The following is an 18,679-nucleotide window of genomic DNA, read 5'->3' as shown; positions in this document are numbered from 1 at the left end:
GCGTGGGAACGATCAAACAGTGCTGTCAGGAAAGACTCAATTCCAACCCGCCCGATCCATCATCCGGATCGCTTCAGCCTGGCGCTTGCCCGCCACTTCAACCGGCAACGTATCAGCCACGAACTGCCCCCACGCCGCCACTTCTTCCGAAGGCTTCACCGCCGGATTCGCCGGAAACTCCTGGTTCACGTCGGCAAAGATCTTCTGCGCTTCAGGCGTGGTCATCCACTCCACCAGTGCCTTGGCGGCTTCCGGATGCGGCGCATGTTTGGTCAGGCCGATGCCCGACAGGTTGACGTGCACACCGCGATCCGCCTGGTTCGGCCAGAACAGTTTTACCGGCAGCTCCGGCTTCTGCTTGTGCAGGCGTCCGTAGTAGTAGGTGTTGACGATGCCGACGTCACACTGACCGGCGTTGATCGCCTCCAGCACCGCAACGTCGTCGGAGAACACGTCAGTGGACAGGTTATTGACCCAGCCCTTGAGGATCTTCTCGGTCTTCTCGGCGCCGTGGACTTCGATCATGGTGGCGGTCAGCGACTGGTTGTAGACCTTCTTCGCCGTGCGCAGGCACAGGCGGCCTTCCCAGTTCTTGTCGGCCAGCGCTTCGTAGGTGGTCAGTTCGCCCGGTTTCACCCGTTCGGTGGAGTAGGCGATGGTCCGCGCGCGCAGGCTCAGGCCGGTCCAGGCGTGGCTGGACGAGCGATATTGCAGGGGAATGTTGGCGTCGATGGTTTTCGAGGTGAACGGCTGAAGAATGCCCATCTGCTCGGCCTGCCAGAGGTTGCCGGCATCGACGGTCAGCAGCAGGTCGGCGGTGGCGTTCTCGCCCTCGGCCTTGATCCGCTGCATCAGCGGCGCTTCCTTGTCGGTGATGAACTTGATCTTCACCCCGGTCTTGGCGGTGTAGGCATCGAACACTGGCTTGATCAGCTCATCGATACGCGAGGAGTAGACCACCACCTCGTCGGCGGCCTGGGCGGCAGTGCTGCCGATCAGGGTCAGGGCCAGTGCGGTCAGAACACGCTTGGATGCCAACATGGGAGCGGTCTCTCGGTCGGGAAAAGTGGCCCAAATGATAAGGACTCACATTTACCAGCTCAATCGAACACTTTCCCAAGGAGTTACCAGATGTTGCACGACATTCGTCAGGCCTTGGCCAGGGCCGGCAAGTCCCCGGTCAGCCCCAACGCTTCACGCACGAACAACGCCTTGGCCTCGGGCATCTGCTCGACGATTTTCAGCCCGGTATTACGCAACCAGCGCAGCGGCAACGGATCTGCCTGGAACAACCGCTCGAAGCCTTCCATCGCGGCCATCAGCGCCAGATTGTGCGGCATGCGCCGGCGTTCGTAGCGGCTCAGGACTTTCACGTCCGCCAGGCGTTCGCCGCGTTCGTTGGCTTGCAACAACACTTCGGCCAGCACCGCGGCATCGAGGAAGCCGAGATTCACGCCCTGCCCCGCCAACGGGTGAATGGTGTGTGCGGCATCGCCGATCAGTGCCAGCCCTTCTGCCACGTAGCGCTTGGCGTGGCGTTGACGCAGCGGCACGCACAGGCGTGAGTCGGCGCTGATGACGTCGCCAAGGCAACCTTCGAAAGCGCGTTCGAGTTCACGGCAGAAATCCGCCTCATCCAGCGCCATCAGCCGTTCGGCTTCGCTTGGCGTGGTCGACCAGACGATCGAGCACCAGTCCTGCTGACCGTCACGCTCCAGCGGCAAAAACGCCAGCGGCCCGTGATCGGTGAAGCGCTGCCACGCGGTCATGCGGTGCGGTTTGCTGCTGCGCACGCTGGTGACGATGGCGTGATGCAGATAATCCCACTCGCGAGTGGCAACGCCGGTCAGACGGCGCACAGCGGAGTTGGCACCGTCCGCCGCGATCACCAGCGGCGCACGCAAGGTGCGGCCATCGGCCAGGGTCAGCAGCCAGTCGTCACCGGAACGGCGCATCTGCTCCAGTCGCGCGTTGGCCAGCAGACCCATATCGCAATCGTGCAGACGGTCGAGCAAGGCATCCTGCACCACGCGGTTTTCGACGATATGGCCGAGCACATCGGCGTGCACGCTGCTGGCCGAGAAGTGGATCTGGCCGGTGCCGCTGCCGTCCCAGACGTGCATGTCGGTGTAAGGGCTGCTGCGTCGATTGACGATGCCGTCCCACACGCCGAGGCGATCGAGGATCCGCTGGCTGGCCGCCGACAATGCGCTCACCCGTGGCTCGAACGGCGCATCGCCATTGAAGGGTTTGACGCTCAACGGACTGCCGTCGAGCAGCAGGACTTCCAGCCCGCTGCCCTGCAACGCCAGCGCCAGGGCGCTGCCGACCATTCCGGCTCCGACAATCAGCACATCCGCGCGCATTTCCATGCTTTAAGCCTGTCTCGCTGGCGGCTTGAGCCGCACGTAAAGGGTTTTACCGACCCGCGCCACCAGATTGCCAGCGCCGTCATGAATGTCGACCTGCAACTGCGGCAGGTATTTCTCGCCACTGGCGGTCTGCCGACGGATCTCGTCGAGCAGGGTGTCGTCGATGTTGAACCTGGCATACACCGGGCCTTTGCCCGGCGATATGAAATCAATGTCGGCGGCCTTGTCCCAGACGATGTACCGCGAGCCGAGGTTCTCCATGAGCATCAACATGAAAAACGGATCGACCATCGAATACAGACTGCCGCCGAACTGGGTGCCGACGTAATTGCGGTTGTACCATCCCAGGCCCATCGAGACCTGAATGTCACGAAAGTCATCGCTGATGTGCTGCACCCGGACACCGGCGCCGAAGTACGGCGGGTAGAACGTCATGATCCAGCGCATCAGCCGCGCCTTGCCAAACCGTTTGATCAGCCACTCACGCATCCGGTCGCGTCCCCAGCCCCATGGCCTGACGGGCGAACCAGCGCTTGGCCGGCGGCAGCAGATCGAGGCCGAGCAGGCCGATGTTGCGCCCCAGCGACACCAGCGGCTGAGTGCTACCGAACAGGCGCGTGACCTGATCGGAGAAACCCACGGTGAGATCCTGATCGAGACGCTGACGCTCGCGATAGGCCTGCAACGTGGCGAAATCCCCCAGCGGTTTGTCGCTGGCCAGCAGCGCGGCGGCCAAGGCATCGGCATCGCGCAGGGACAGGTTGAAACCCTGCCCGGCAATCGGATGCAGGCTGTGGGCGGCGTTGCCGAGAACGGCCAGATGCGAGCGCACCTGCTCTTCGGCTTCCACCAGCGACAGCGGATACAGATGCCGCGCGCCAACTTGTTTCAACGTACCGAGACGGTAGCCGAACACACCTTGCAGCTCGCTGAGGAAATCACGTTCGCTCAGGTCGGCCAGACGTTGCGCGTCCATGCCCAGACGGGTCCAGACCAGCGCGCAGCGGTTTTCCGGCAGCGGCAGCAGCGCCATCGGGCCTTCGTCGGTGAAGCGCTCGAAGGCCATGCCATTGTGCGCTTCGCTCGGGGTGATGTTGGCGATCAGCGCGCTCTGGTTGTACGGGCGCTTGCGCACGTTGATGCCCAGTTGCTCGCGCAGACCGGAACGGCCGCCATCGGCGAGCACCGCCAGATCGCATTCGACCGTGATTTCATCGTTGAGGGTCAGCCGATAGCCGTCGGGCAGCGGCTCCATGCGGGAAACTTCCGCCGGGCAGCGCCAACTGATCACGTCTTTGTCGAGGTGCTGCCACAGGCACTGGCCGAGCCAAGCGTTTTCCACCACATAGCCGAGCGCCGGGACGCCCTCTTCCATCGCCGACAGGCGAGCAGTGGAAAAGCGACCACGGTCGGATACATGAATCTGCTTGATCGGTTCGGCGCGGCGGGAGATTTCCTGCCACACGCCCAACCGCTGATAAATCTGCCGCGAGCCGAAGGACAGCGCCGAGGAGCGCGCGTCGTAGCTTGGCTGCCAGGTGTCACCGGGGGCGAACGGTTCGATCAGCACGATCTTCCAGCCACGGGCCCTGGCGCCGGCCTGCAAGGCCAACGCCAGACTGGCGCCGACCAGACCGCCACCGATGATTGCCAGATTGACCCGACTCATGCCGCGCAGGTCCGTGCTTGCGCCATCAGCGCTTCGATCTCGGCGACGGTTTTCGGCACGCCGCCGGTCAGGATTTCACAACCGCTTTTGGTCACTACCACGTCATCCTCGATGCGCACGCCAATGCCGCGCCATTTCTTCGCTACGTTCTGATTGTCCGGGGCGATGTAGATGCCCGGCTCCACGGTCAGCGCCATGCCGACTTCCAGCACTCGCCATTCACCGCCGACCTTGTATTCGCCGACGTCATGCACATCCATCCCGAGCCAGTGCCCGGCGCGATGCATGTAAAACGCCTTGTAGGCTTCGGAGGCGATCAACTCGTCCACTTCGCCCTGCAACAGCCCCAGCTTCACCAGCCCGGTGGTGATCACCCGAACCGTGGCTTCATGCGCCTGGTTCCAGTGTTTGTTCGGGGCGATTTCGGCGAACGCGGCTTCCTGCGAAGCCAGCACCAGTTCGTAGATCGCTTTCTGTTCAGCGGAAAACTTGCCGTTGACCGGCCAGGTGCGGGTGATGTCACTGGCGTAGCAGTCGATCTCGCAACCAGCATCGATCAGCACCAGATCGCCGTCCTTGAGCAGCGCGTCATTCTGCTGGTAATGCAGGATGCAGCTGTTGCGCCCAGCGGCGACGATCGAACCGTAGGCGGGCATTTTCGCCCCGCCCTTGCGGAACTCGTAATCCAGTTCGGCTTCGAGGCTGTACTCGTACAACCCGGCACGGCTGGCCTGCATCGCCCGGATGTGAGCCTGGGCAGAGATCCGCGCCGCTTCGCGCATCACCTTCACTTCTGCCGCCGATTTATACAGGCGCATGTCGTGCAGCAGGTGATCCAGGGCAACGAATTCGTTCGGCGGCTGGGCGCCGAGGTGCGCCTTGGAGCGGATCACGTTGATCCAGTCCATCAGGTGGCGGTCGAATTCCGGGTTGCTGCCCATCGCCGAATACACCCGGTCGCGGCCTTCGATCAGGCCCGGCAGGATGTCGTCGATGTCGGTGATGGGGAACGCGTCGTCGGCGCCGAAATCGCGGATCGCGCCTTCCTGGCCGGCGCGCAGGCCGTCCCAGAGTTCGCGTTCGGCGTTGCGCTCACGGCAGAACAGCACGTATTCGCCGTGTTCGCGACCGGGCATCAGGACGATGACCGCTTGCGGCTCGGGAAAACCGCTGAGGTACTGGAAGTCGCTGTCCTGACGATAGACATGCTCGACGTCGCGGTTGCGAATGGCGACCGCGGCGGCAGGCAGGATCGCGATGCTGTTGGGTTCCATCTGCGCCATCAGCGCCTTGCGGCGCCGGGCGTATTCCGCTTTCGGGATATGGATCATGGGCAGATGGCTTTCCCTGGCACGCGATCAGTGCAGCGACGGCTTGGCCGCTGGCGGCACGTCGGCCTTTTTGGTTTCGGAGAACAGCAGCAGCGGAGCGACACGCAGGTACTCCATGACTTCCATATAGTCGCTTTCGCCGTCTTCGGATTCTTCCAGTGCGTCTTGCACCTGGGAGATCGCTGCCAAATCCTGCAACACTTCGGTGGCTTCGGTGCTCAGCATGCTGCTGTCGCGGCAGTTCAGGCCGAAACCGGTGAGGAAGCCCTGACACCATTCGCCCAGCGCGGCGGCGCGCTCGGCCAGCGGTGCGTCATCGTTCGGCAGCAGCAGAACCACGGTGACGTCATCACCGGTGAGTTCGCTTTTGACCATCTCCTGCAGACCGATCAGCGCGTTGCGGACGTTGTCCTGCGGCTCGCTTTCGAGCAGCTCGGCGGCATCGATCAGCCATTCTTCGGCATTGAAGCCGGCGCCGGCACAACTGCGGCCCAGCAACAGGCCGTGCAGTTCGGCAGGCGAAACGGAGTGACCGCTGGAGTTCAGCAGGGTGGCAAAGCCTTGGTACGGGGAATTCTGAATGGGCATGGGCAGCTAGGCGCCAGACGGCGCTATGTCTAGAATGAAGGCCTTGTATCCTACATCGACAGACTCGCCAAGACCATTAAAGGCTGTCCGCCAGCCAAACCCATCAGACCGAATCAGTGGACACAATGGAAGACACCGACCTGCAAGCGCTGATGGCCAGACTCGAACTGCTGATTACCCGAGTCGAGCAACTAAAGAGTCAAAATGCACTCTTACTTGCTCAGGAAAAGACCTGGCGCGAGGAACGCGCGCACCTCATTGAAAAAAACGAAATCGCCCGGCGTAAGGTCGAATCGATGATTTCGCGCCTCAAGGCCCTGGAGCAAGACTCATGAGTTCAAGCAATAGCGTTACCGTGCAGATCCTCGACAAAGAATATTCGATCATCTGTCCCCAGGAAGAACGCAGCAATCTGGTCAGTGCCGCGCGTTACCTGGACGGCAAGATGCGCGAGATCCGCAGCAGCGGAAAAGTCATCGGCGCCGACCGCATCGCCGTGATGGCCGCGCTGAACATCACCCACGATCTCTTGCACAAAGAAGAGCGCCCGGACATCCAGGCCAGCGGTTCGACCCGTGAACAGGTGCGAGACTTGCTCGATCGTGTCGATCTGGTGCTGGCCGACGATCCGGACATCAGCAAGGGCTGATTCGCCAGGCCGCTTGAGTTATACTCGCCGCACTCCCTGGGGTGCTTGCCAGTTGACGATGTCCCTGAGCCGATTTGCACTACCCTGGGGGTTGCACGTTGGGCTGGTGTGCATGTCCGCCAGACGGAAAGCCTTAAAGCCTACTGCATCCTCCACCTTGAACTCTCGGGTTCAAGGGCTAAGTCGACAGCGGCTCATCCGGGGAGCCTGATTCGAATCCGATGCCGGTGCATGCCGGCATCGGATTTTTTATGCGTACGTTTTCGTCCCACCCTGCCGAAGCCGAACCATGACCGAACCCGCGTTGCTGCCCCGCCCCCAACTGCGCCGCCTGCTGCGCAAGGCCCGCCGCTCGCTGACGCGAAGCGAACAACGCGAGGCCGCCGAAGGCCTGTACAAGCAGTTGGCACAAGACCCGCACTTTCGCCGGGCGAAACACATTTCCCTGTACCTGCCCACCGACGGTGAAATCGACCCGCGCCTGTTGCTGCGCGCGGCCCAGCGTCGGGGCAAGAAAACCTATCTGCCGGTGCTCAGTGCCTGGCCGCGGACCAAAATGGTCTTCCAGCAGATCCGCCCCGGCGAAAAACTCAAACCCAACCGCTTCCGCATCCTTGAGCCGCGCGCCAATCTGGCCCGTCAACGCAAGGTCTGGGCGCTGGATCTGGTGCTGTTGCCACTGGTGGGATTCGACGATGTCGGCGGACGCCTGGGCATGGGCGGCGGATTCTACGATCGCAGTCTGGCGTATCTGGCCCGACGCCAGAACTGGCGCAAGCCGACGCTGTTGGGGCTGGCCCATGAATGTCAGAAAGTCGAACGTCTCGCGCAAGCGAGCTGGGATGTACCGTTGCAGGGAACGGTGACAGACAAGGCGTGGTATTTCGCGGGATAGACGCCGCGCGGATCAGCGGCGTCGAAAAGGCAGTTTCAGCGTTTGAAGGCTGTCGACTGTTGTACTTGTTGCGCTACTTCAATCGGTGCATCGGCCTTGTTGGCCCACAGACTTTGCGCATAACCGGTGGTCACGACGCCCAGACCGAACAAAATCACCAAAGTCCACAGCAAATCCGGTTTGCGTTTCATCGATTGCCCCCCTCAAGGCACATCATCACGATGACAGCAGCGGTTTCCATTCGTAGGCCGTGCAGCAGCGTCAAGCTTTAAAGGCCGGCATTTTGCGACAACGTGAACCTCTGCGCAAATGCTGGCGTCAACCGACCGTCGGTTTGTCATAAAATTGCCGGACAACCTGCCCAATGACCGCTTGAGGAGCAAAAACCATGGCCTACTGGCTGATGAAATCCGAGCCCGACGAACTCTCGATCAAGGGCCTGGAAAAGCTCGGCAAAGCGCGCTGGGACGGGGTTCGCAACTATCAGGCACGCAATTTCCTGCGGGCCATGGCAGTGGGGGACCAGTTCTTTTTCTACCATTCCAGCTGCCCGGAGCCGGGGATTGCCGGGATCGGCAAAATAATCGAAGCCGCGTACCCGGATCCCAGCGCACTGGAACCGGAAAGCCATTACTTCGATCCGAAAGCCACGCCGGAGAAAAACGCCTGGAGCGCGATTGATGTCGCCCACGTCGAAACTTTCAGCCGGGTCTTGAAGCTGGATTACCTGAAACAGCAGACCGCGCTGGCCGAGATGCCGCTGGTGCAAAAGGGTTCGCGACTGTCGGTGATGCCGGTGACGGCCGAGCAGTGGGCGGCGGTGATCGCGCTCAAACCCTGAGTCATTTGTCGCCTGACAAAATGCCATCGCTGGCAAGCCAGCGATGGGGACCGCCCGGACAACGAATGTCTTATTGAATGATCAGGTTGTTGAACAACAGATCTTCAACCACCGGCTTGCCGGTCTCGTCATTCATCACTTGCTGGGTCTGCTTCAAGGCTTCCTGACGCAGTTTTTCCTTGCCTTCGATGCTGCCCATCGCATCGGTGGTCTGCTGGGTGAACAGCGCCACCAGTTGATTGCGGATCAGCGGCTCGTTGGCCTTGACCAGTTTGGTCGCCTCTTCACCGGTCACCCGCAGTGCCACGTCGGCCTTATAGACCTTGAGCTTCGGGGTGCCATCGAGCCCGTAGTTGCCCACAAACGGCGGGCTCAGGGTGATGTAGTTGACCTTCGGCGCCTCGCCTTCTTTGGCTTCTTCGGCCAGCGCTGCCACAGGCAGAGACAGGGCCAGCAACAACATGATCCACGCTTTCACAATTCGCTCCTTATCCGGTTTGCGGCCTAGCATAACGACCCGCCGCGCAAGCACAAGCTTATGGCGGACTATCAGGGCCGGGCATGCTCGTTGACCCGTTGACTGCCACACCTACACTTATCGGCCATCACTCCCAAAGGAATAGCCCTGATGAAAGCCGTGCTGTGCAAAGCCTTCGGCCCTGCCGAATCGCTGGTGCTGGAGGACGTCGCCAGTCCTGTCGCCAAACAGAACGAAATCCTGCTGGACGTGCACGCCGCGGGGGTCAATTTCCCGGACACGCTGATCATCGAGGGCAAATACCAGTTCAAGCCGCCCTTCCCGTTCTCGCCGGGTGGCGAAGCTTCCGGTGTGGTCAGCGAAGTGGGTGAAAAGATCAGTCACCTGAAGGTCGGCGACCGGGTCATGGCCCTGACCGGCTGGGGCAGCTTCGCCGAGCAGGTCGCGGTCCCGGGCTATAACGTGCTGCCGATCCCGCCGTCGATGGATTTCAACACCGCCGCCGCCTTCAGCATGACCTACGGCACGTCGATGCACGCCCTCAAACAGCGCGGCAACCTGCAACCGGGTGAAACCCTGCTGGTGCTCGGTGCTTCTGGCGGTGTTGGCCTGGCCGCCGTGGAAATCGGCAAAGCCATGGGCGCCCGGGTGATCGCCGCTGCCAGCAGCGCGGAAAAACTCGCCGTGGCCAAGGCTGCCGGAGCCGACGAACTGATCAACTACAGCGAAACCAGCCTCAAGGACGAGATCAAGCGCCTGACCGACGGCCAGGGCGCCGACGTGATCTACGACCCGGTCGGCGGCGACCTGTTCGATCAAGCCATCCGCGCCATCGCCTGGAACGGCCGTCTGCTGGTGGTCGGTTTCGCCAGCGGCCGCATTCCCGAACTGCCGGTCAACATCGCCCTGCTCAAGGGCGCCGCGGTACTCGGCGTGTTCTGGGGCTCCTTCGCCCAGCGCCAGCCGCAGGACAACGCGGCGAACTTCCAGCAACTGTTCGGCTGGTTTGCCGAGGGCAAGCTGAAGCCGCTGGTGTCGCAGGTCTACCCGCTGGGCAATGCCGCGCAGGCGATCAATGATCTCGGGCAGCGCAAGGCTGTCGGGAAAGTCGTAGTGCAAGTGCGCTGAGCTGATCGGGCGATCCGGAATTGATGGCCACTTCCGGATCGCTCTTCAGAGCACTCCAGCCCTACATCAAACTGCGAATATCCTCCGGCAACAGGCTCATGTACGTCCGGACCGGGCTGCTACGGCAACTCCTTACAATCGATGGAATCCGCTTGTTCAGTCTGGCGATCATCGCCAGCCGCTGTTCGTCCGGCAGCTGCGCTTTGTGGAACACATTGGAAAGGTAGGCCCTGGTGTAAACGAACACCTTGGTATCGATCCATGATTGCTCCGCAATGTTGCCGAGGTATTCGTTCAAGGTGCGGCACTTCAAGGCTTTCAGTTGCTGGTTGATGTGGATGGGTTGATCCAGATCCAGCCTGAATACCATCGGTGCGAAGACCCGCGTCTGTGCCGGTTTGTCGCCCTCGACGATCCACGGTTTGAAACGCCATTGCTCGACAGCCGCCCTGACCGCTTCGATCAGCTCCGGATGGCTGCTTGGCGCAAAGCTGATCCGGTCGACTGAACCGTCGGCATGGACGGTGAACTCGGCGCCCACTTCACCGACCACGCCAGCCCTGAAAAGCCCTCGCGGATAGACCGGCCTCGGGTTGTTTTCCGGAATCAGCAGCACCTCTACCGCCCACGCACCTCCGGATGCCATCAGCAAAAACAGCAACACACACCACCGCATGAGCCCTCCCCCTTTACCGCTCGAATGCCCGATTGGCACCATCAAAAGGGTAGAGCCCGGCAGCCTGAAACAGAACGCCGCGCCTTCTGCATTGTTCGCAGGACATTTCCCAAACCTGCGCCCTACAAAGCCCTGAAACCCGGCAGGAAGACGCCGAAGTAACCTTTCCCACAACGCCCCGCACTTATATCTGAGCGACATGTTCATAAAGGAACGCGCGACTTCCAACATTTCCGCTGTTTTGCCGATGGGAAGCGGTGCTATTTTCGGTAACGAAACTGTAACATTCGCATCCGCAGTCAAAACAAGAAATCTGGAGCTCTTGAATGTTTGCTTTCTTTCGTCCTGCCGCACATCAGGCTCCATTGCCTGAAGAAAAAATCGACAGCACCTACCGACGCCTGCGTTGGCAGATCTTCGCCGGCATCTTCTTTGGCTACGCGGGTTACTACCTGCTGCGCAAGAACTTCTCGCTGGCCATGCCGTACCTGATCGACGAAGGCTATAGCCGTGGTGATCTGGGTCTGGCGATGTCGGCCATCGCCATTGCCTACGGTCTGTCCAAGTTCCTCATGGGCCTGGTGTCCGACCGCTCCAACCCGCGTTACTTCCTGCCATTCGGCCTGCTGGTATCGGCCGGGGTGATGTTCATTTTCGGTTTCGCGCCTTGGGCAACCTCCAGCGTGACCATGATGTTTATCTTGCTGTTCATCAACGGTTGGGCCCAGGGCATGGGCTGGCCGCCGAGCGGACGCACGATGGTGCACTGGTGGTCGCAGAAGGAACGTGGCGGCGTGGTATCGGTGTGGAACGTGGCGCATAACGTCGGCGGCGGCCTGATCGGCCCGCTGTTCCTGATCGGCATGGGCCTGTTCAACGACTGGCACGCGGCGTTCTACGTCCCGGCCGCCGTGGCTCTGGCAGTAGCGGTGTTCGCTTTCGTGACCATGCGCGACACCCCGCAGTCGGTCGGCCTGCCGCCGATCGAGAAGTACAAGAACGACTACCCGGAAGGCTACGACGCCAGCCACGAAGACGAATTCAGTGCCAAGGAAATCTTCGTCAAATACGTGCTGCGCAACAAAATGCTCTGGTACATCGCCATGGCCAACGTCTTCGTTTACCTGTTGCGCTACGGCGTGCTGGACTGGGCGCCGACCTACCTGAAGGAAGCCAAGGGTTTCACCGTGGATAAAACCTCGTGGGCCTATTTCTTCTACGAGTGGGCGGGGATTCCCGGCACGCTGCTGTGCGGCTGGATGTCGGACAAGATCTTCCGTGGCAACCGTGGCCTGACCGGTATGGTGTTCATGGCCCTGGTGACCGTCGCGACCCTGGTGTACTGGCTGAACCCGGCCGGCAACCCGACCGTCGACATGATCGCGCTGTTCTCCATTGGCTTCCTGATCTACGGCCCGGTGATGCTGATCGGCCTGCAGGCACTGGAACTGGCACCGAAGAAAGCCGCCGGCACTGCCGCGGGCTTCACCGGTCTGTTCGGGTATCTGGGTGGTTCGGTCGCGGCCAGTGCAGCGATGGGCTACACCGTGGACCACTTCGGCTGGGATGGCGGTTTCGTGCTACTGGTGGGCGCTTGCCTGCTGTCGATGGCCTTCCTGGCCCCGACTCTGTGGCACAAGCAAGTCGCCAGTCAGAGCCGCGAAGCAGTCGCCTGATCGGTCTTTGACTTACAGCGCTTGAGCCGCGCCTCCAGATTCCGGTCTGGCATGGCGTGGCTGCGCAGGGCGTGGGCGGTCTGCTCGACATAATCGCGAGTGGTGCCGTAACGCCCGCAAGCGCTTTCGAACACCTGGCTCAGCACATGATCCGGCAAGTTACCGGCATAGCTGGGCAGGTGTCGCTCCAATACGAATCCCAAGGCCTGAACCTGGCTGCCATCTTCGAGTCGGCAGTTGAGCCAGTGTGGCCGATAGGACGGGAACGGCATCTCGCGCTTCCATAATGCATACAGCGCGCTGTCCAGATTGTCTTCCGGCAACCGGTAGGCGAAGCCGCTGCACGAGCCGCCACGATCCAGACCAAAGACCAGTCCCGGCATTTCCGGCGTGCCGCGATGCTCGTGGGACCACAAGTACAAGCCACGGTGATAGCCATGCACGCGCCCACGCACCCGCTCCACGGCTGTGCATTCCGGCCGCCAGATCAGCGAGCCGTAGGCGAACAGCCATACCGGCCCGCCCTTGTGGCGCGCCATGGTCGATTGCATGGAAGCGAGAAGTTGTTCGTGCGTCAGCTGCGGCCCAAGATCGAGCCGCGGAGGGTAAGCCAGGTTCAGAAAAGCGTTTTCAATGGCGCTCATGGCGAATAGCGTTCAGCTCCCCGCGGGTGAAGAATTACTTAATAGAACGCACCGCTGTAACAATAAGGCACATATGTTTTAAGGCAATTTGAGTGCCATGGCACAGTTCTTAATTGATTGCCTGATGGATATATAACCTACCGGCATTTATGCAATTAAATAAATACCGATCGGCTATATGGAGAGTTATAAGAATGAAGAGCGAGGTTCAAGAGCGCGGCGCGTAAGCAAACACATCCGCACGCATCTGATGGGCATCCATCCCTGCTTCCACCAGCGCATCCAGCGTGCCGTAGACCATGGCCGGCGAGCCGCTGGCATAGACGTGCAGCGGTTTCAGATCAGGGAAATCCTCGCACACCGCCTCATGCAACATGCCACAGCGCCCTTCCCAGCCGCACTGGTCACTGACGACCTTGTGCAGGAACAGATTGGGCAACTTCAGCCATTCGTCCCAATGTTCGATTTCGTAGAAATCTTCCGGACGACGCACGCCCCAGTACAAGTGCACCGGATGCTTGAAGCCGCTGGCCCGGCAATGTTCGATCAGGCTGTGGATCTGGCCCATGCCGGTGCCGGCGGCGATCAGCACCAGCGGCCCGTCCGGCAGTTCCGCCAGGTGGGTATCGCCGAATGGCAGTTCGACCCGCACCATCGGGTTGCGCGTGAGCTGATCGATCAGGTTCAGCGCACTGGATTCGCGCGCCAGCACATGGATTTCCAGATCGCGCCCGCCGTGGGGCGCCGAGGCCATGGAGAACGCCGACTTCTCGCCGTTCTCGCGCTCGATCATCAGATACTGGCCAGCGTGGTAGCGCGGCGGCTTGCCGGCTGGTGCCCGCAGGCGCACACGAAAGGTATCGCCACCGACGTCCCGGCATTCGATGACCTGACACGACACGCTGCGCACAGGCAGTTCTCCCAGCGCGAGCACGCCATCCCACAGCACGATGCAGTCTTCCAGCGGCTCCGCTATGCAAGTGTAGAACTCACCGTGGTCGTGCACCTTGCCGGCCTGTTCGACCCGGCCTTCCACCAGCAGCGCCGCACACACATGGCAATTGCCGTTGCGGCAGCTTTGCGGGCATTCGTAGCCCAGGCGCCGCGCACCATCGAGAATCCGCTCTCCGGGCCGTATCTCGAGTACCGCTCCGGAGGGCTGCAGGGTTACACGCATCAATCTATTCCTAACTGATTCCAGATGGCATCGATCCGTTGGGTGACGGCGTCATCCTTGACGATGACGCGACCCCACTCGCGAGTGGTTTCGCCCGGCCACTTGTGGGTGGCGTCCAGGCCCATCTTCGAGCCGAGCCCCGACACCGGCGAGGCGAAGTCGAGGTAGTCGATCGGCGTGTTGTCGATCATCACCGTGTCGCGCTTGGGGTCCATGCGCGTGGTGATGGCCCAGATCACGTCGTTCCAGTCCCGCGCGTTGATGTCGTCGTCGGTGACGATAACGAACTTGGTGTACATGAACTGTCGCAAAAACGACCAGACACCCAGCATCACGCGCTTGGCATGCCCCGGATACGACTTTTTCATCGTCACCACGGCCATGCGGTACGAGCAGCCTTCCGGCGGCAGGTAGAAGTCGGTGATCTCCGGGAACTGCTTCTGCAGGATCGGTACGAACACTTCGTTCAGCGCCACGCCAAGAATCGCCGGCTCATCCGGCGGACGGCCGGTGTAGGTGCTGTGGTAAATCGGTTTGATCCGGTGGGTGATGCGCTCGACGGTGAACACCGGGAAGCTGTCGACTTCGTTGTAATAACCGGTGTGGTCGCCGTACGGACCTTCATCGGCCATTTCGCCCGGATGGATCACGCCTTCAAGAATGATTTCGGCAGTGGCCGGCACTTGCAGGTCGTTGCCACGGCACTTCACCAGTTCCGTGCGGCTGTCGCGCAGCAGACCGGCGAAGGCGTATTCGGAGAGGCTGTCCGGCACCGGAGTAACGGCGCCGAGAATGGTCGCCGGATCCGCGCCAAGGGCCACGGACACCGGGAACGGCTGGCCCGGATGCTTTTCGCACCACTCACGGAAATCCAGCGCGCCGCCACGGTGGCTGAGCCAGCGCATGATGACCTTGTTGCGGCCGATCACTTGCTGGCGGTAGATACCAAGGTTCTGCCGGTCCTTGTTCGGACCTTTGGTGACCGTCAGGCCCCAAGTGATCAGCGGCGCCACGTCGCCCGGCCAGCAGGTCTGTACCGGCAGCATCGCCAGATCGACGTCGTCGCCTTCGATGACCACTTCCTGGCACGGGGCGTCTTTGACGACCTTCGGCGCCATCGCGATGATCTTGCGGAAGATCGGCAGCTTCGACCACGCGTCTTTCAAGCCCTTCGGCGGCTCAGGCTCCTTGAGGAATGCCAGCAGCTTGCCGATTTCGCGCAGCTCGCTGACCGACTCGGCGCCCATGCCCATGGCCACCCGCTCGGGGGTGCCGAACAGGTTGCCGAGCACCGGGATGTCGTAACCGGTCGGCTTCTCGAACAGCAGCGCCGGGCCCTTGGCCCGCAGCGTGCGGTCGCACACCTCGGTCATTTCCAGCACCGGCGAGACGGGAATCTGGATGCGTTTCAACTCTCCGCGCTGCTCAAGCTGCTGCACGAAATCCCGAAGATCCTTGAATTTCATTGACGATGGCACCCTCAAAATAGGCGTACATCCTACCTGCTCTGTCGGCCGCTGGCAGCTATCGTGGCTCTGCAAACAGCAATCAGTGTCTCCCGGAAGGTCGGGGCAGCCGAACCGTGGCAAAAAAAATGGCGCCCTCCAGGGGCGCCACTTTTCTGAACCGACCAGCGATGTTACTTGCGTTTCATCGACAGGAAGAATTCGTCGTTGGTCTTGGTCGTTTTCAGCTTGTCGACCAGGAACTCGATGGCGGCAACTTCATCCATCGGGTGCAGCAGTTTGCGCAGGATCCACATACGCTGCAGTTCGTCGTCGGCGGTCAGCAGCTCTTCGCGACGGGTACCGGACTTGTTGATGTTGATGGCCGGGAACACACGCTTCTCGGCGATACGACGGTCCAGTGGCAGCTCCATGTTGCCGGTGCCCTTGAACTCTTCGTAGATCACTTCGTCCATCTTCGAGCCGGTTTCAACCAGCGCGGTGGCGATGATGGTCAGCGAGCCGCCTTCTTCGATGTTGCGCGCAGCGCCGAAGAAACGCTTCGGTTTCTCCAGGGCGTGAGCATCGACACCACCGGTCAGCACCTTGCCGGAGCTCGGGATCACGGTGTTGTAGGCACGGGCCAGACGGGTGATGGAGTCGAGCAGGATCACCACGTCCTTCTTGTGTTCGACCAGGCGCTTGGCCTTCTCGATCACCATTTCAGCCACTTGCACGTGACGGGTCGGCGGCTCGTCGAAGGTCGAGGCAACCACTTCGCCGCGCACGGTGCGCTGCATTTCGGTCACTTCTTCCGGACGTTCGTCGATCAACAGCACGATCAGGTGAACTTCAGGGTTGTTACGGGCGATGTTCGCCGCGATGTTCTGCAGCATGATCGTTTTACCGGCTTTCGGTGGTGCAACGATCAGACCGCGCTGGCCTTTGCCGATCGGGGCGCACAGGTCGATCACACGACCGGTCAGGTCTTCGGTGGAACCGTTGCCGGCTTCCATCTTCATGCGCACGGTCGGGAACAGCGGGGTCAGGTTCTCGAAGAGAATCTTGTTCTTCGCGTTCTCAGGACGATCGAAGTTGATCGTGTCGACCTTGAGCAGGGCGAAATAACGCTCGCCTTCCTTCGGAGGGCGGATCTTGCCAACGATGGTGTCACCGGTGCGCAAGTTGAAACGGCGGATCTGGCTCGGCGAGACGTAGATGTCGTCAGGGCCGGCGAGGTAGGAAGCGTCAGCGGAGCGCAGGAAGCCGAAGCCGTCCTGGAGAATCTCCAGCACGCCATCACCGGAGATTTCCTCACCGCTTTTAGCGTGCTTTTTCAGCAGGGAGAAAATCACGTCCTGCTTGCGCGAACGGGCCATATTTTCTATGCCCATCTGTTCGGCCAATTCGAGCAGTTCGGTAATCGGCTTTTGCTTGAGTTCAGTCAGATTCATATAGGAATGACGTAATCATTTATGGAGGGGGGAAATTAAGCTTTTGGCTTAATGAGGCCGCGCCGCGGAGAAGGCGACAGGATCGCGTACTTATTCGAAAAGGAGTGCGTCGGCGACGGCTAGCAGGGGGCAGTGGAGAAACCAGTGCGGGGCCGAATGTATCACCTGAGTTTCGGAGCGTCTAGCCCTGAATACGCAAAAAGCCCCGCAATTTGCGGGGCTTTTTGAGGACAATCGTTACAGCGACGCTTAGATGTTGGCGTCGAGGAAAGCAGCCAGTTGCGACTTCGACAGAGCGCCGACCTTGGTCGCTTCAACGTTGCCGTTCTTGAACAGCATCAGGGTCGGAATACCACGTACGCCGTGCTTGGCAGGGGTTTCCTGGTTTTCGTCGATGTTCAGTTTGGCAACGGTCAGCTTGCCTTTGTAAGTCTCTGCAATCTCGTCCAGAACCGGAGCGATCATTTTGCAAGGGCCGCACCATTCAGCCCAGTAGTCGACCAGGACAGCGCCTTCGGCCTTGAGTACGTCGGCTTCGAAGCTAGCGTCGCTAACGTGTTTGATCAGATCGCTGCTCATGGAATTCTCCAGGTTGTAAGCAAAAAAACGTGGCCCATCATAGCCGCCCTTCCCTTGTTCAGGAAGCCGCAGATGATTGAGTCTTGCTATGGCACTCGATGAGTTTGGGTATAGCTCAAGTCACGCGCTGGCGGGGGCGATGAATGAAATTCCGGTGCGCAGGGCCGCATTGCGCACGTGCTCCTGCATGGCTTTCTGCGCGGCAGCGGAAGCCCTGCGAGCCAGGGCGCGAAGGATCTTGCGGTGTTCCTGCCAGGTTTCCATGGCCCGTTCGGCGCGGATGAACGGTAGTTTCTGGCTCTCCAGAAAGATGTCGGCACTGGCGGTGAGGATGCTCAGCATCGCCTGATTGCCGCTGGCCAGCAGGATTCGCCGGTGGAATTCGAAATCCAGTTTCGCCGCTGCCTCGAAGTCGCCGGCGCGCAGTTGCTCGCGCATGGCGGCGACGTTGTCTTCCAGTTCGTCCAGATCAAACGTGCTCAACGTCACCGCCGCCAGCCCGGCGGCAAACCCTTCCAGCGCATAGCGCAACTGAAAGATTTCCAACGGCGAAGCCTGGGCTGCGAACGGCCAGGCCGGGGCGCCCTCGCCGCGCGGCAACTCGACCGGCGCCTGCACGAACACGCCCTTGCCCGGCTGAATGCTGACCACGCCCAGCGCACTCAAGGACGACAACGCCTCACGCAATGACGCGCGGCTGACGCCCAGCTGAACCGCCAGATCCCGTTGCGAAGGCAGCGCATCGCCGGGGCCGAAGCCCTGCTCGGTAATCAGTTTGCGGATCGCTTGCAGCGCCACTTCGGGTACGGCGCGGGAGATCGAGTTCATGGTTTTCCAGACGGACCAGGCCAAGGTGCGGCCAGTTGTAATGCTATTCGAGGCATCAGGCAAGTCGTGCCCCAGCGGGGTTCGACGGTGCGCGTCGATGCGCTATCGCAGTGCGAAACCCGACCTGACTGTTCAGACCAGTAAGACCGAACAAACCCGCTAAACCCGTGGCTTTGCGGGGCCGAACCTCAGTCTTGGCACGGCCCATGCTCTGTCCGATCGCAGAATTCACTTCCCGCCGATCCGGAG

General features: G+C 61.0%; 21 protein-coding genes and 1 other RNA gene. 7 read left to right on the top strand and 15 right to left on the bottom strand.

Annotation, left to right across the window (positions count from 1 at the left end):
- Window positions 1–36 precede the first annotated feature (36 nt).
- From EIY71_RS19630 to EIY71_RS19605, 6 genes are all read right to left on the bottom strand, one after another.
- Window positions 37–1,041: an extracellular solute-binding protein gene (locus EIY71_RS19630; RefSeq protein ID WP_085746745.1), complete on the bottom strand. Its 1,005-nt coding sequence runs from the start codon at window positions 1,039–1,041 to the stop codon at window positions 37–39.
- A 107-nt stretch (window positions 1,042–1,148) separates the two neighbouring features.
- Window positions 1,149–2,366, bottom strand: a complete 1,218-nt coding sequence (locus tag EIY71_RS19625; RefSeq protein WP_166673439.1) for a 2-octaprenyl-3-methyl-6-methoxy-1,4-benzoquinol hydroxylase — start codon at window positions 2,364–2,366, stop codon at window positions 1,149–1,151.
- Between the two features lie 9 nt (window positions 2,367–2,375).
- Entirely contained in the window at window positions 2,376–2,861 is a 486-nt protein-coding gene (locus tag EIY71_RS19620; protein ID WP_085746747.1) for a DUF4442 domain-containing protein, read from the bottom strand.
- Entirely contained in the window at window positions 2,854–4,041 is a 1,188-nt protein-coding gene (gene ubiH / locus EIY71_RS19615) for a 2-octaprenyl-6-methoxyphenyl hydroxylase (protein ID WP_085746748.1), read from the bottom strand. Before ubiH ends, EIY71_RS19620 begins: the two co-directional genes overlap by 8 nt.
- Window positions 4,038–5,372 (bottom strand): Xaa-Pro aminopeptidase, encoded by a 1,335-nt coding sequence (gene pepP, locus EIY71_RS19610; protein WP_039765352.1) that lies wholly within the window; start codon window positions 5,370–5,372, stop codon window positions 4,038–4,040. Before pepP ends, ubiH begins: the two co-directional genes overlap by 4 nt.
- A gap of 27 nt (window positions 5,373–5,399) precedes the next feature.
- Window positions 5,400–5,960 (bottom strand): YecA family protein, encoded by a 561-nt coding sequence (locus EIY71_RS19605; protein WP_007951810.1) that lies wholly within the window; start codon window positions 5,958–5,960, stop codon window positions 5,400–5,402.
- A gap of 125 nt (window positions 5,961–6,085) precedes the next feature.
- Here EIY71_RS19605 and EIY71_RS19600 point away from each other — a divergent pair, with 125 nt between their 5' ends.
- The 4 genes from EIY71_RS19600 to EIY71_RS19585 all read left to right on the top strand — a co-directional run bounded on the left by EIY71_RS19600 (window position 6,086) and on the right by EIY71_RS19585 (window position 7,504).
- Entirely contained in the window at window positions 6,086–6,295 is a 210-nt protein-coding gene (locus EIY71_RS19600; RefSeq protein ID WP_007940359.1) for a TIGR02449 family protein, read from the top strand.
- Window positions 6,292–6,609 (top strand): cell division protein ZapA, encoded by a 318-nt coding sequence (locus tag EIY71_RS19595; protein ID WP_007967943.1) that lies wholly within the window; start codon window positions 6,292–6,294, stop codon window positions 6,607–6,609. Before EIY71_RS19600 ends, EIY71_RS19595 begins: the two co-directional genes overlap by 4 nt.
- Window positions 6,610–6,639: 30 nt before the next feature.
- Window positions 6,640–6,818: non-coding RNA, 6S RNA (gene ssrS, locus EIY71_RS19590), on the top strand.
- An 80-nt stretch (window positions 6,819–6,898) separates the two neighbouring features.
- On the top strand, window positions 6,899–7,504 hold the full coding sequence (locus EIY71_RS19585) for a 5-formyltetrahydrofolate cyclo-ligase (protein WP_134022791.1): 606 nt from the start codon (window positions 6,899–6,901) through the stop codon (window positions 7,502–7,504).
- 35 nt (window positions 7,505–7,539) lie between these two features.
- Here the strand turns inward: EIY71_RS19585 and EIY71_RS28600 are convergent, their stop codons facing one another.
- Window positions 7,540–7,695: a hypothetical protein gene (locus tag EIY71_RS28600; RefSeq protein WP_007911192.1), complete on the bottom strand. Its 156-nt coding sequence runs from the start codon at window positions 7,693–7,695 to the stop codon at window positions 7,540–7,542.
- Window positions 7,696–7,892: 197 nt separating this feature from the next.
- Here EIY71_RS28600 and EIY71_RS19580 point away from each other — a divergent pair, with 197 nt between their 5' ends.
- The gene (locus EIY71_RS19580) at window positions 7,893–8,345 is read left to right on the top strand and encodes an EVE domain-containing protein (RefSeq protein ID WP_134022789.1); all 453 of its coding nucleotides are present in this window, start codon (window positions 7,893–7,895) and stop codon (window positions 8,343–8,345) included.
- 70 nt (window positions 8,346–8,415) lie between these two features.
- On the opposite strand, the gene EIY71_RS19575 is transcribed toward EIY71_RS19580, so the two are convergent.
- Window positions 8,416–8,823 (bottom strand): flagellar basal body-associated protein FliL, encoded by a 408-nt coding sequence (locus tag EIY71_RS19575; RefSeq protein ID WP_007951814.1) that lies wholly within the window; start codon window positions 8,821–8,823, stop codon window positions 8,416–8,418.
- A 150-nt stretch (window positions 8,824–8,973) separates the two neighbouring features.
- Here EIY71_RS19575 and EIY71_RS19570 point away from each other — a divergent pair, with 150 nt between their 5' ends.
- Complete coding sequence (locus EIY71_RS19570) at window positions 8,974–9,951, top strand: NADPH:quinone oxidoreductase family protein (RefSeq protein WP_134022787.1); 978 nt, start codon at window positions 8,974–8,976, stop codon at window positions 9,949–9,951.
- Window positions 9,952–10,012: 61 nt separating this feature from the next.
- Here the strand turns inward: EIY71_RS19570 and EIY71_RS28850 are convergent, their stop codons facing one another.
- Window positions 10,013–10,981 (bottom strand): energy transducer TonB, encoded by a 969-nt coding sequence (locus EIY71_RS28850; protein ID WP_305955772.1) that lies wholly within the window; start codon window positions 10,979–10,981, stop codon window positions 10,013–10,015.
- Between EIY71_RS28850 and glpT the strand changes: the two genes are divergently transcribed.
- The gene (gene glpT, locus EIY71_RS19560; RefSeq protein ID WP_007951819.1) at window positions 10,954–12,303 is read left to right on the top strand and encodes a glycerol-3-phosphate transporter; all 1,350 of its coding nucleotides are present in this window, start codon (window positions 10,954–10,956) and stop codon (window positions 12,301–12,303) included. The genes EIY71_RS28850 and glpT overlap by 28 nt on opposite strands.
- Here glpT and EIY71_RS19555 read toward each other — a convergent pair.
- The 6 genes from EIY71_RS19555 to EIY71_RS19530 form a co-directional block, all read right to left on the bottom strand.
- The gene (locus EIY71_RS19555; RefSeq protein WP_085746754.1) at window positions 12,279–12,947 is read right to left on the bottom strand and encodes a gamma-glutamylcyclotransferase; all 669 of its coding nucleotides are present in this window, start codon (window positions 12,945–12,947) and stop codon (window positions 12,279–12,281) included. The genes glpT and EIY71_RS19555 overlap by 25 nt on opposite strands.
- Before the next feature lie 208 nt (window positions 12,948–13,155).
- Window positions 13,156–14,124, bottom strand: a complete 969-nt coding sequence (locus EIY71_RS19550) for a CDP-6-deoxy-delta-3,4-glucoseen reductase (protein ID WP_134022785.1) — start codon at window positions 14,122–14,124, stop codon at window positions 13,156–13,158.
- Window positions 14,124–15,590 (bottom strand): 4-hydroxy-3-polyprenylbenzoate decarboxylase, encoded by a 1,467-nt coding sequence (gene ubiD / locus EIY71_RS19545; protein WP_007951823.1) that lies wholly within the window; start codon window positions 15,588–15,590, stop codon window positions 14,124–14,126. The genes EIY71_RS19550 and ubiD overlap by 1 nt, the downstream gene beginning before the upstream one ends.
- A gap of 173 nt (window positions 15,591–15,763) precedes the next feature.
- Window positions 15,764–17,023 carry a transcription termination factor Rho gene (gene rho, locus EIY71_RS19540; protein WP_011336486.1) on the bottom strand — a complete coding sequence of 420 codons (1,260 nt, stop codon included), beginning with the start codon at window positions 17,021–17,023 and terminating at the stop codon, window positions 15,764–15,766.
- Window positions 17,024–17,272: 249 nt separating this feature from the next.
- A complete protein-coding gene (gene trxA / locus EIY71_RS19535) occupies window positions 17,273–17,602 on the bottom strand; it encodes a thioredoxin TrxA (protein WP_003206727.1) in 330 nt (109 codons plus the stop codon).
- Between the two features lie 120 nt (window positions 17,603–17,722).
- Window positions 17,723–18,430: a FadR/GntR family transcriptional regulator gene (locus EIY71_RS19530; protein WP_007951828.1), complete on the bottom strand. Its 708-nt coding sequence runs from the start codon at window positions 18,428–18,430 to the stop codon at window positions 17,723–17,725.
- Between the last annotated feature and the right edge of the window lie 249 nt (window positions 18,431–18,679).

It is taken from the genome of Pseudomonas sp. CH235, assembly GCF_004368175.1.
GTDB classification, from domain to species: Bacteria; Pseudomonadota; Gammaproteobacteria; order Pseudomonadales; family Pseudomonadaceae; genus Aquipseudomonas; species Aquipseudomonas paraglycinae.
The sequence above is the reverse complement of the archived record's forward strand: the minus strand, read 5'-3'. Positions and strand labels throughout refer to the sequence as shown.

What these genes read in the sequence shown, in the direction of transcription:
- EIY71_RS19630 (WP_085746745.1), bottom strand. Translation starts at nt 1,041, where the DNA reads ATGTTGGCATCCAAGCGTGTTCTGACCGCACTGGCCCTGACCCTGATC.
- EIY71_RS19625 (WP_166673439.1), bottom strand. Translation starts at nt 2,366, where the DNA reads ATGCGCGCGGATGTGCTGATTGTCGGAGCCGGAATGGTCGGCAGCGCC.
- EIY71_RS19620 (WP_085746747.1), bottom strand. Translation starts at nt 2,861, where the DNA reads ATGCGTGAGTGGCTGATCAAACGGTTTGGCAAGGCGCGGCTGATGCGC.
- ubiH (WP_085746748.1), bottom strand. Translation starts at nt 4,041, where the DNA reads ATGAGTCGGGTCAATCTGGCAATCATCGGTGGCGGTCTGGTCGGCGCC.
- pepP (WP_039765352.1), bottom strand. Translation starts at nt 5,372, where the DNA reads ATGATCCATATCCCGAAAGCGGAATACGCCCGGCGCCGCAAGGCGCTG.
- EIY71_RS19605 (WP_007951810.1), bottom strand. Translation starts at nt 5,960, where the DNA reads ATGCCCATTCAGAATTCCCCGTACCAAGGCTTTGCCACCCTGCTGAAC.
- EIY71_RS19600 (WP_007940359.1), top strand. Translation starts at nt 6,086, where the DNA reads ATGGAAGACACCGACCTGCAAGCGCTGATGGCCAGACTCGAACTGCTG.
- EIY71_RS19595 (WP_007967943.1), top strand. Translation starts at nt 6,292, where the DNA reads ATGAGTTCAAGCAATAGCGTTACCGTGCAGATCCTCGACAAAGAATAT.
- EIY71_RS19585 (WP_134022791.1), top strand. Translation starts at nt 6,899, where the DNA reads ATGACCGAACCCGCGTTGCTGCCCCGCCCCCAACTGCGCCGCCTGCTG.
- EIY71_RS28600 (WP_007911192.1), bottom strand. Translation starts at nt 7,695, where the DNA reads ATGAAACGCAAACCGGATTTGCTGTGGACTTTGGTGATTTTGTTCGGT.
- EIY71_RS19580 (WP_134022789.1), top strand. Translation starts at nt 7,893, where the DNA reads ATGGCCTACTGGCTGATGAAATCCGAGCCCGACGAACTCTCGATCAAG.
- EIY71_RS19570 (WP_134022787.1), top strand. Translation starts at nt 8,974, where the DNA reads ATGAAAGCCGTGCTGTGCAAAGCCTTCGGCCCTGCCGAATCGCTGGTG.
- glpT (WP_007951819.1), top strand. Translation starts at nt 10,954, where the DNA reads ATGTTTGCTTTCTTTCGTCCTGCCGCACATCAGGCTCCATTGCCTGAA.
- EIY71_RS19555 (WP_085746754.1), bottom strand. Translation starts at nt 12,947, where the DNA reads ATGAGCGCCATTGAAAACGCTTTTCTGAACCTGGCTTACCCTCCGCGG.
- EIY71_RS19550 (WP_134022785.1), bottom strand. Translation starts at nt 14,124, where the DNA reads ATGCGTGTAACCCTGCAGCCCTCCGGAGCGGTACTCGAGATACGGCCC.
- ubiD (WP_007951823.1), bottom strand. Translation starts at nt 15,590, where the DNA reads ATGAAATTCAAGGATCTTCGGGATTTCGTGCAGCAGCTTGAGCAGCGC.
- rho (WP_011336486.1), bottom strand. Translation starts at nt 17,023, where the DNA reads ATGAATCTGACTGAACTCAAGCAAAAGCCGATTACCGAACTGCTCGAA.
- trxA (WP_003206727.1), bottom strand. Translation starts at nt 17,602, where the DNA reads ATGAGCAGCGATCTGATCAAACACGTTAGCGACGCTAGCTTCGAAGCC.
- EIY71_RS19530 (WP_007951828.1), bottom strand. Translation starts at nt 18,430, where the DNA reads ATGAACTCGATCTCCCGCGCCGTACCCGAAGTGGCGCTGCAAGCGATC.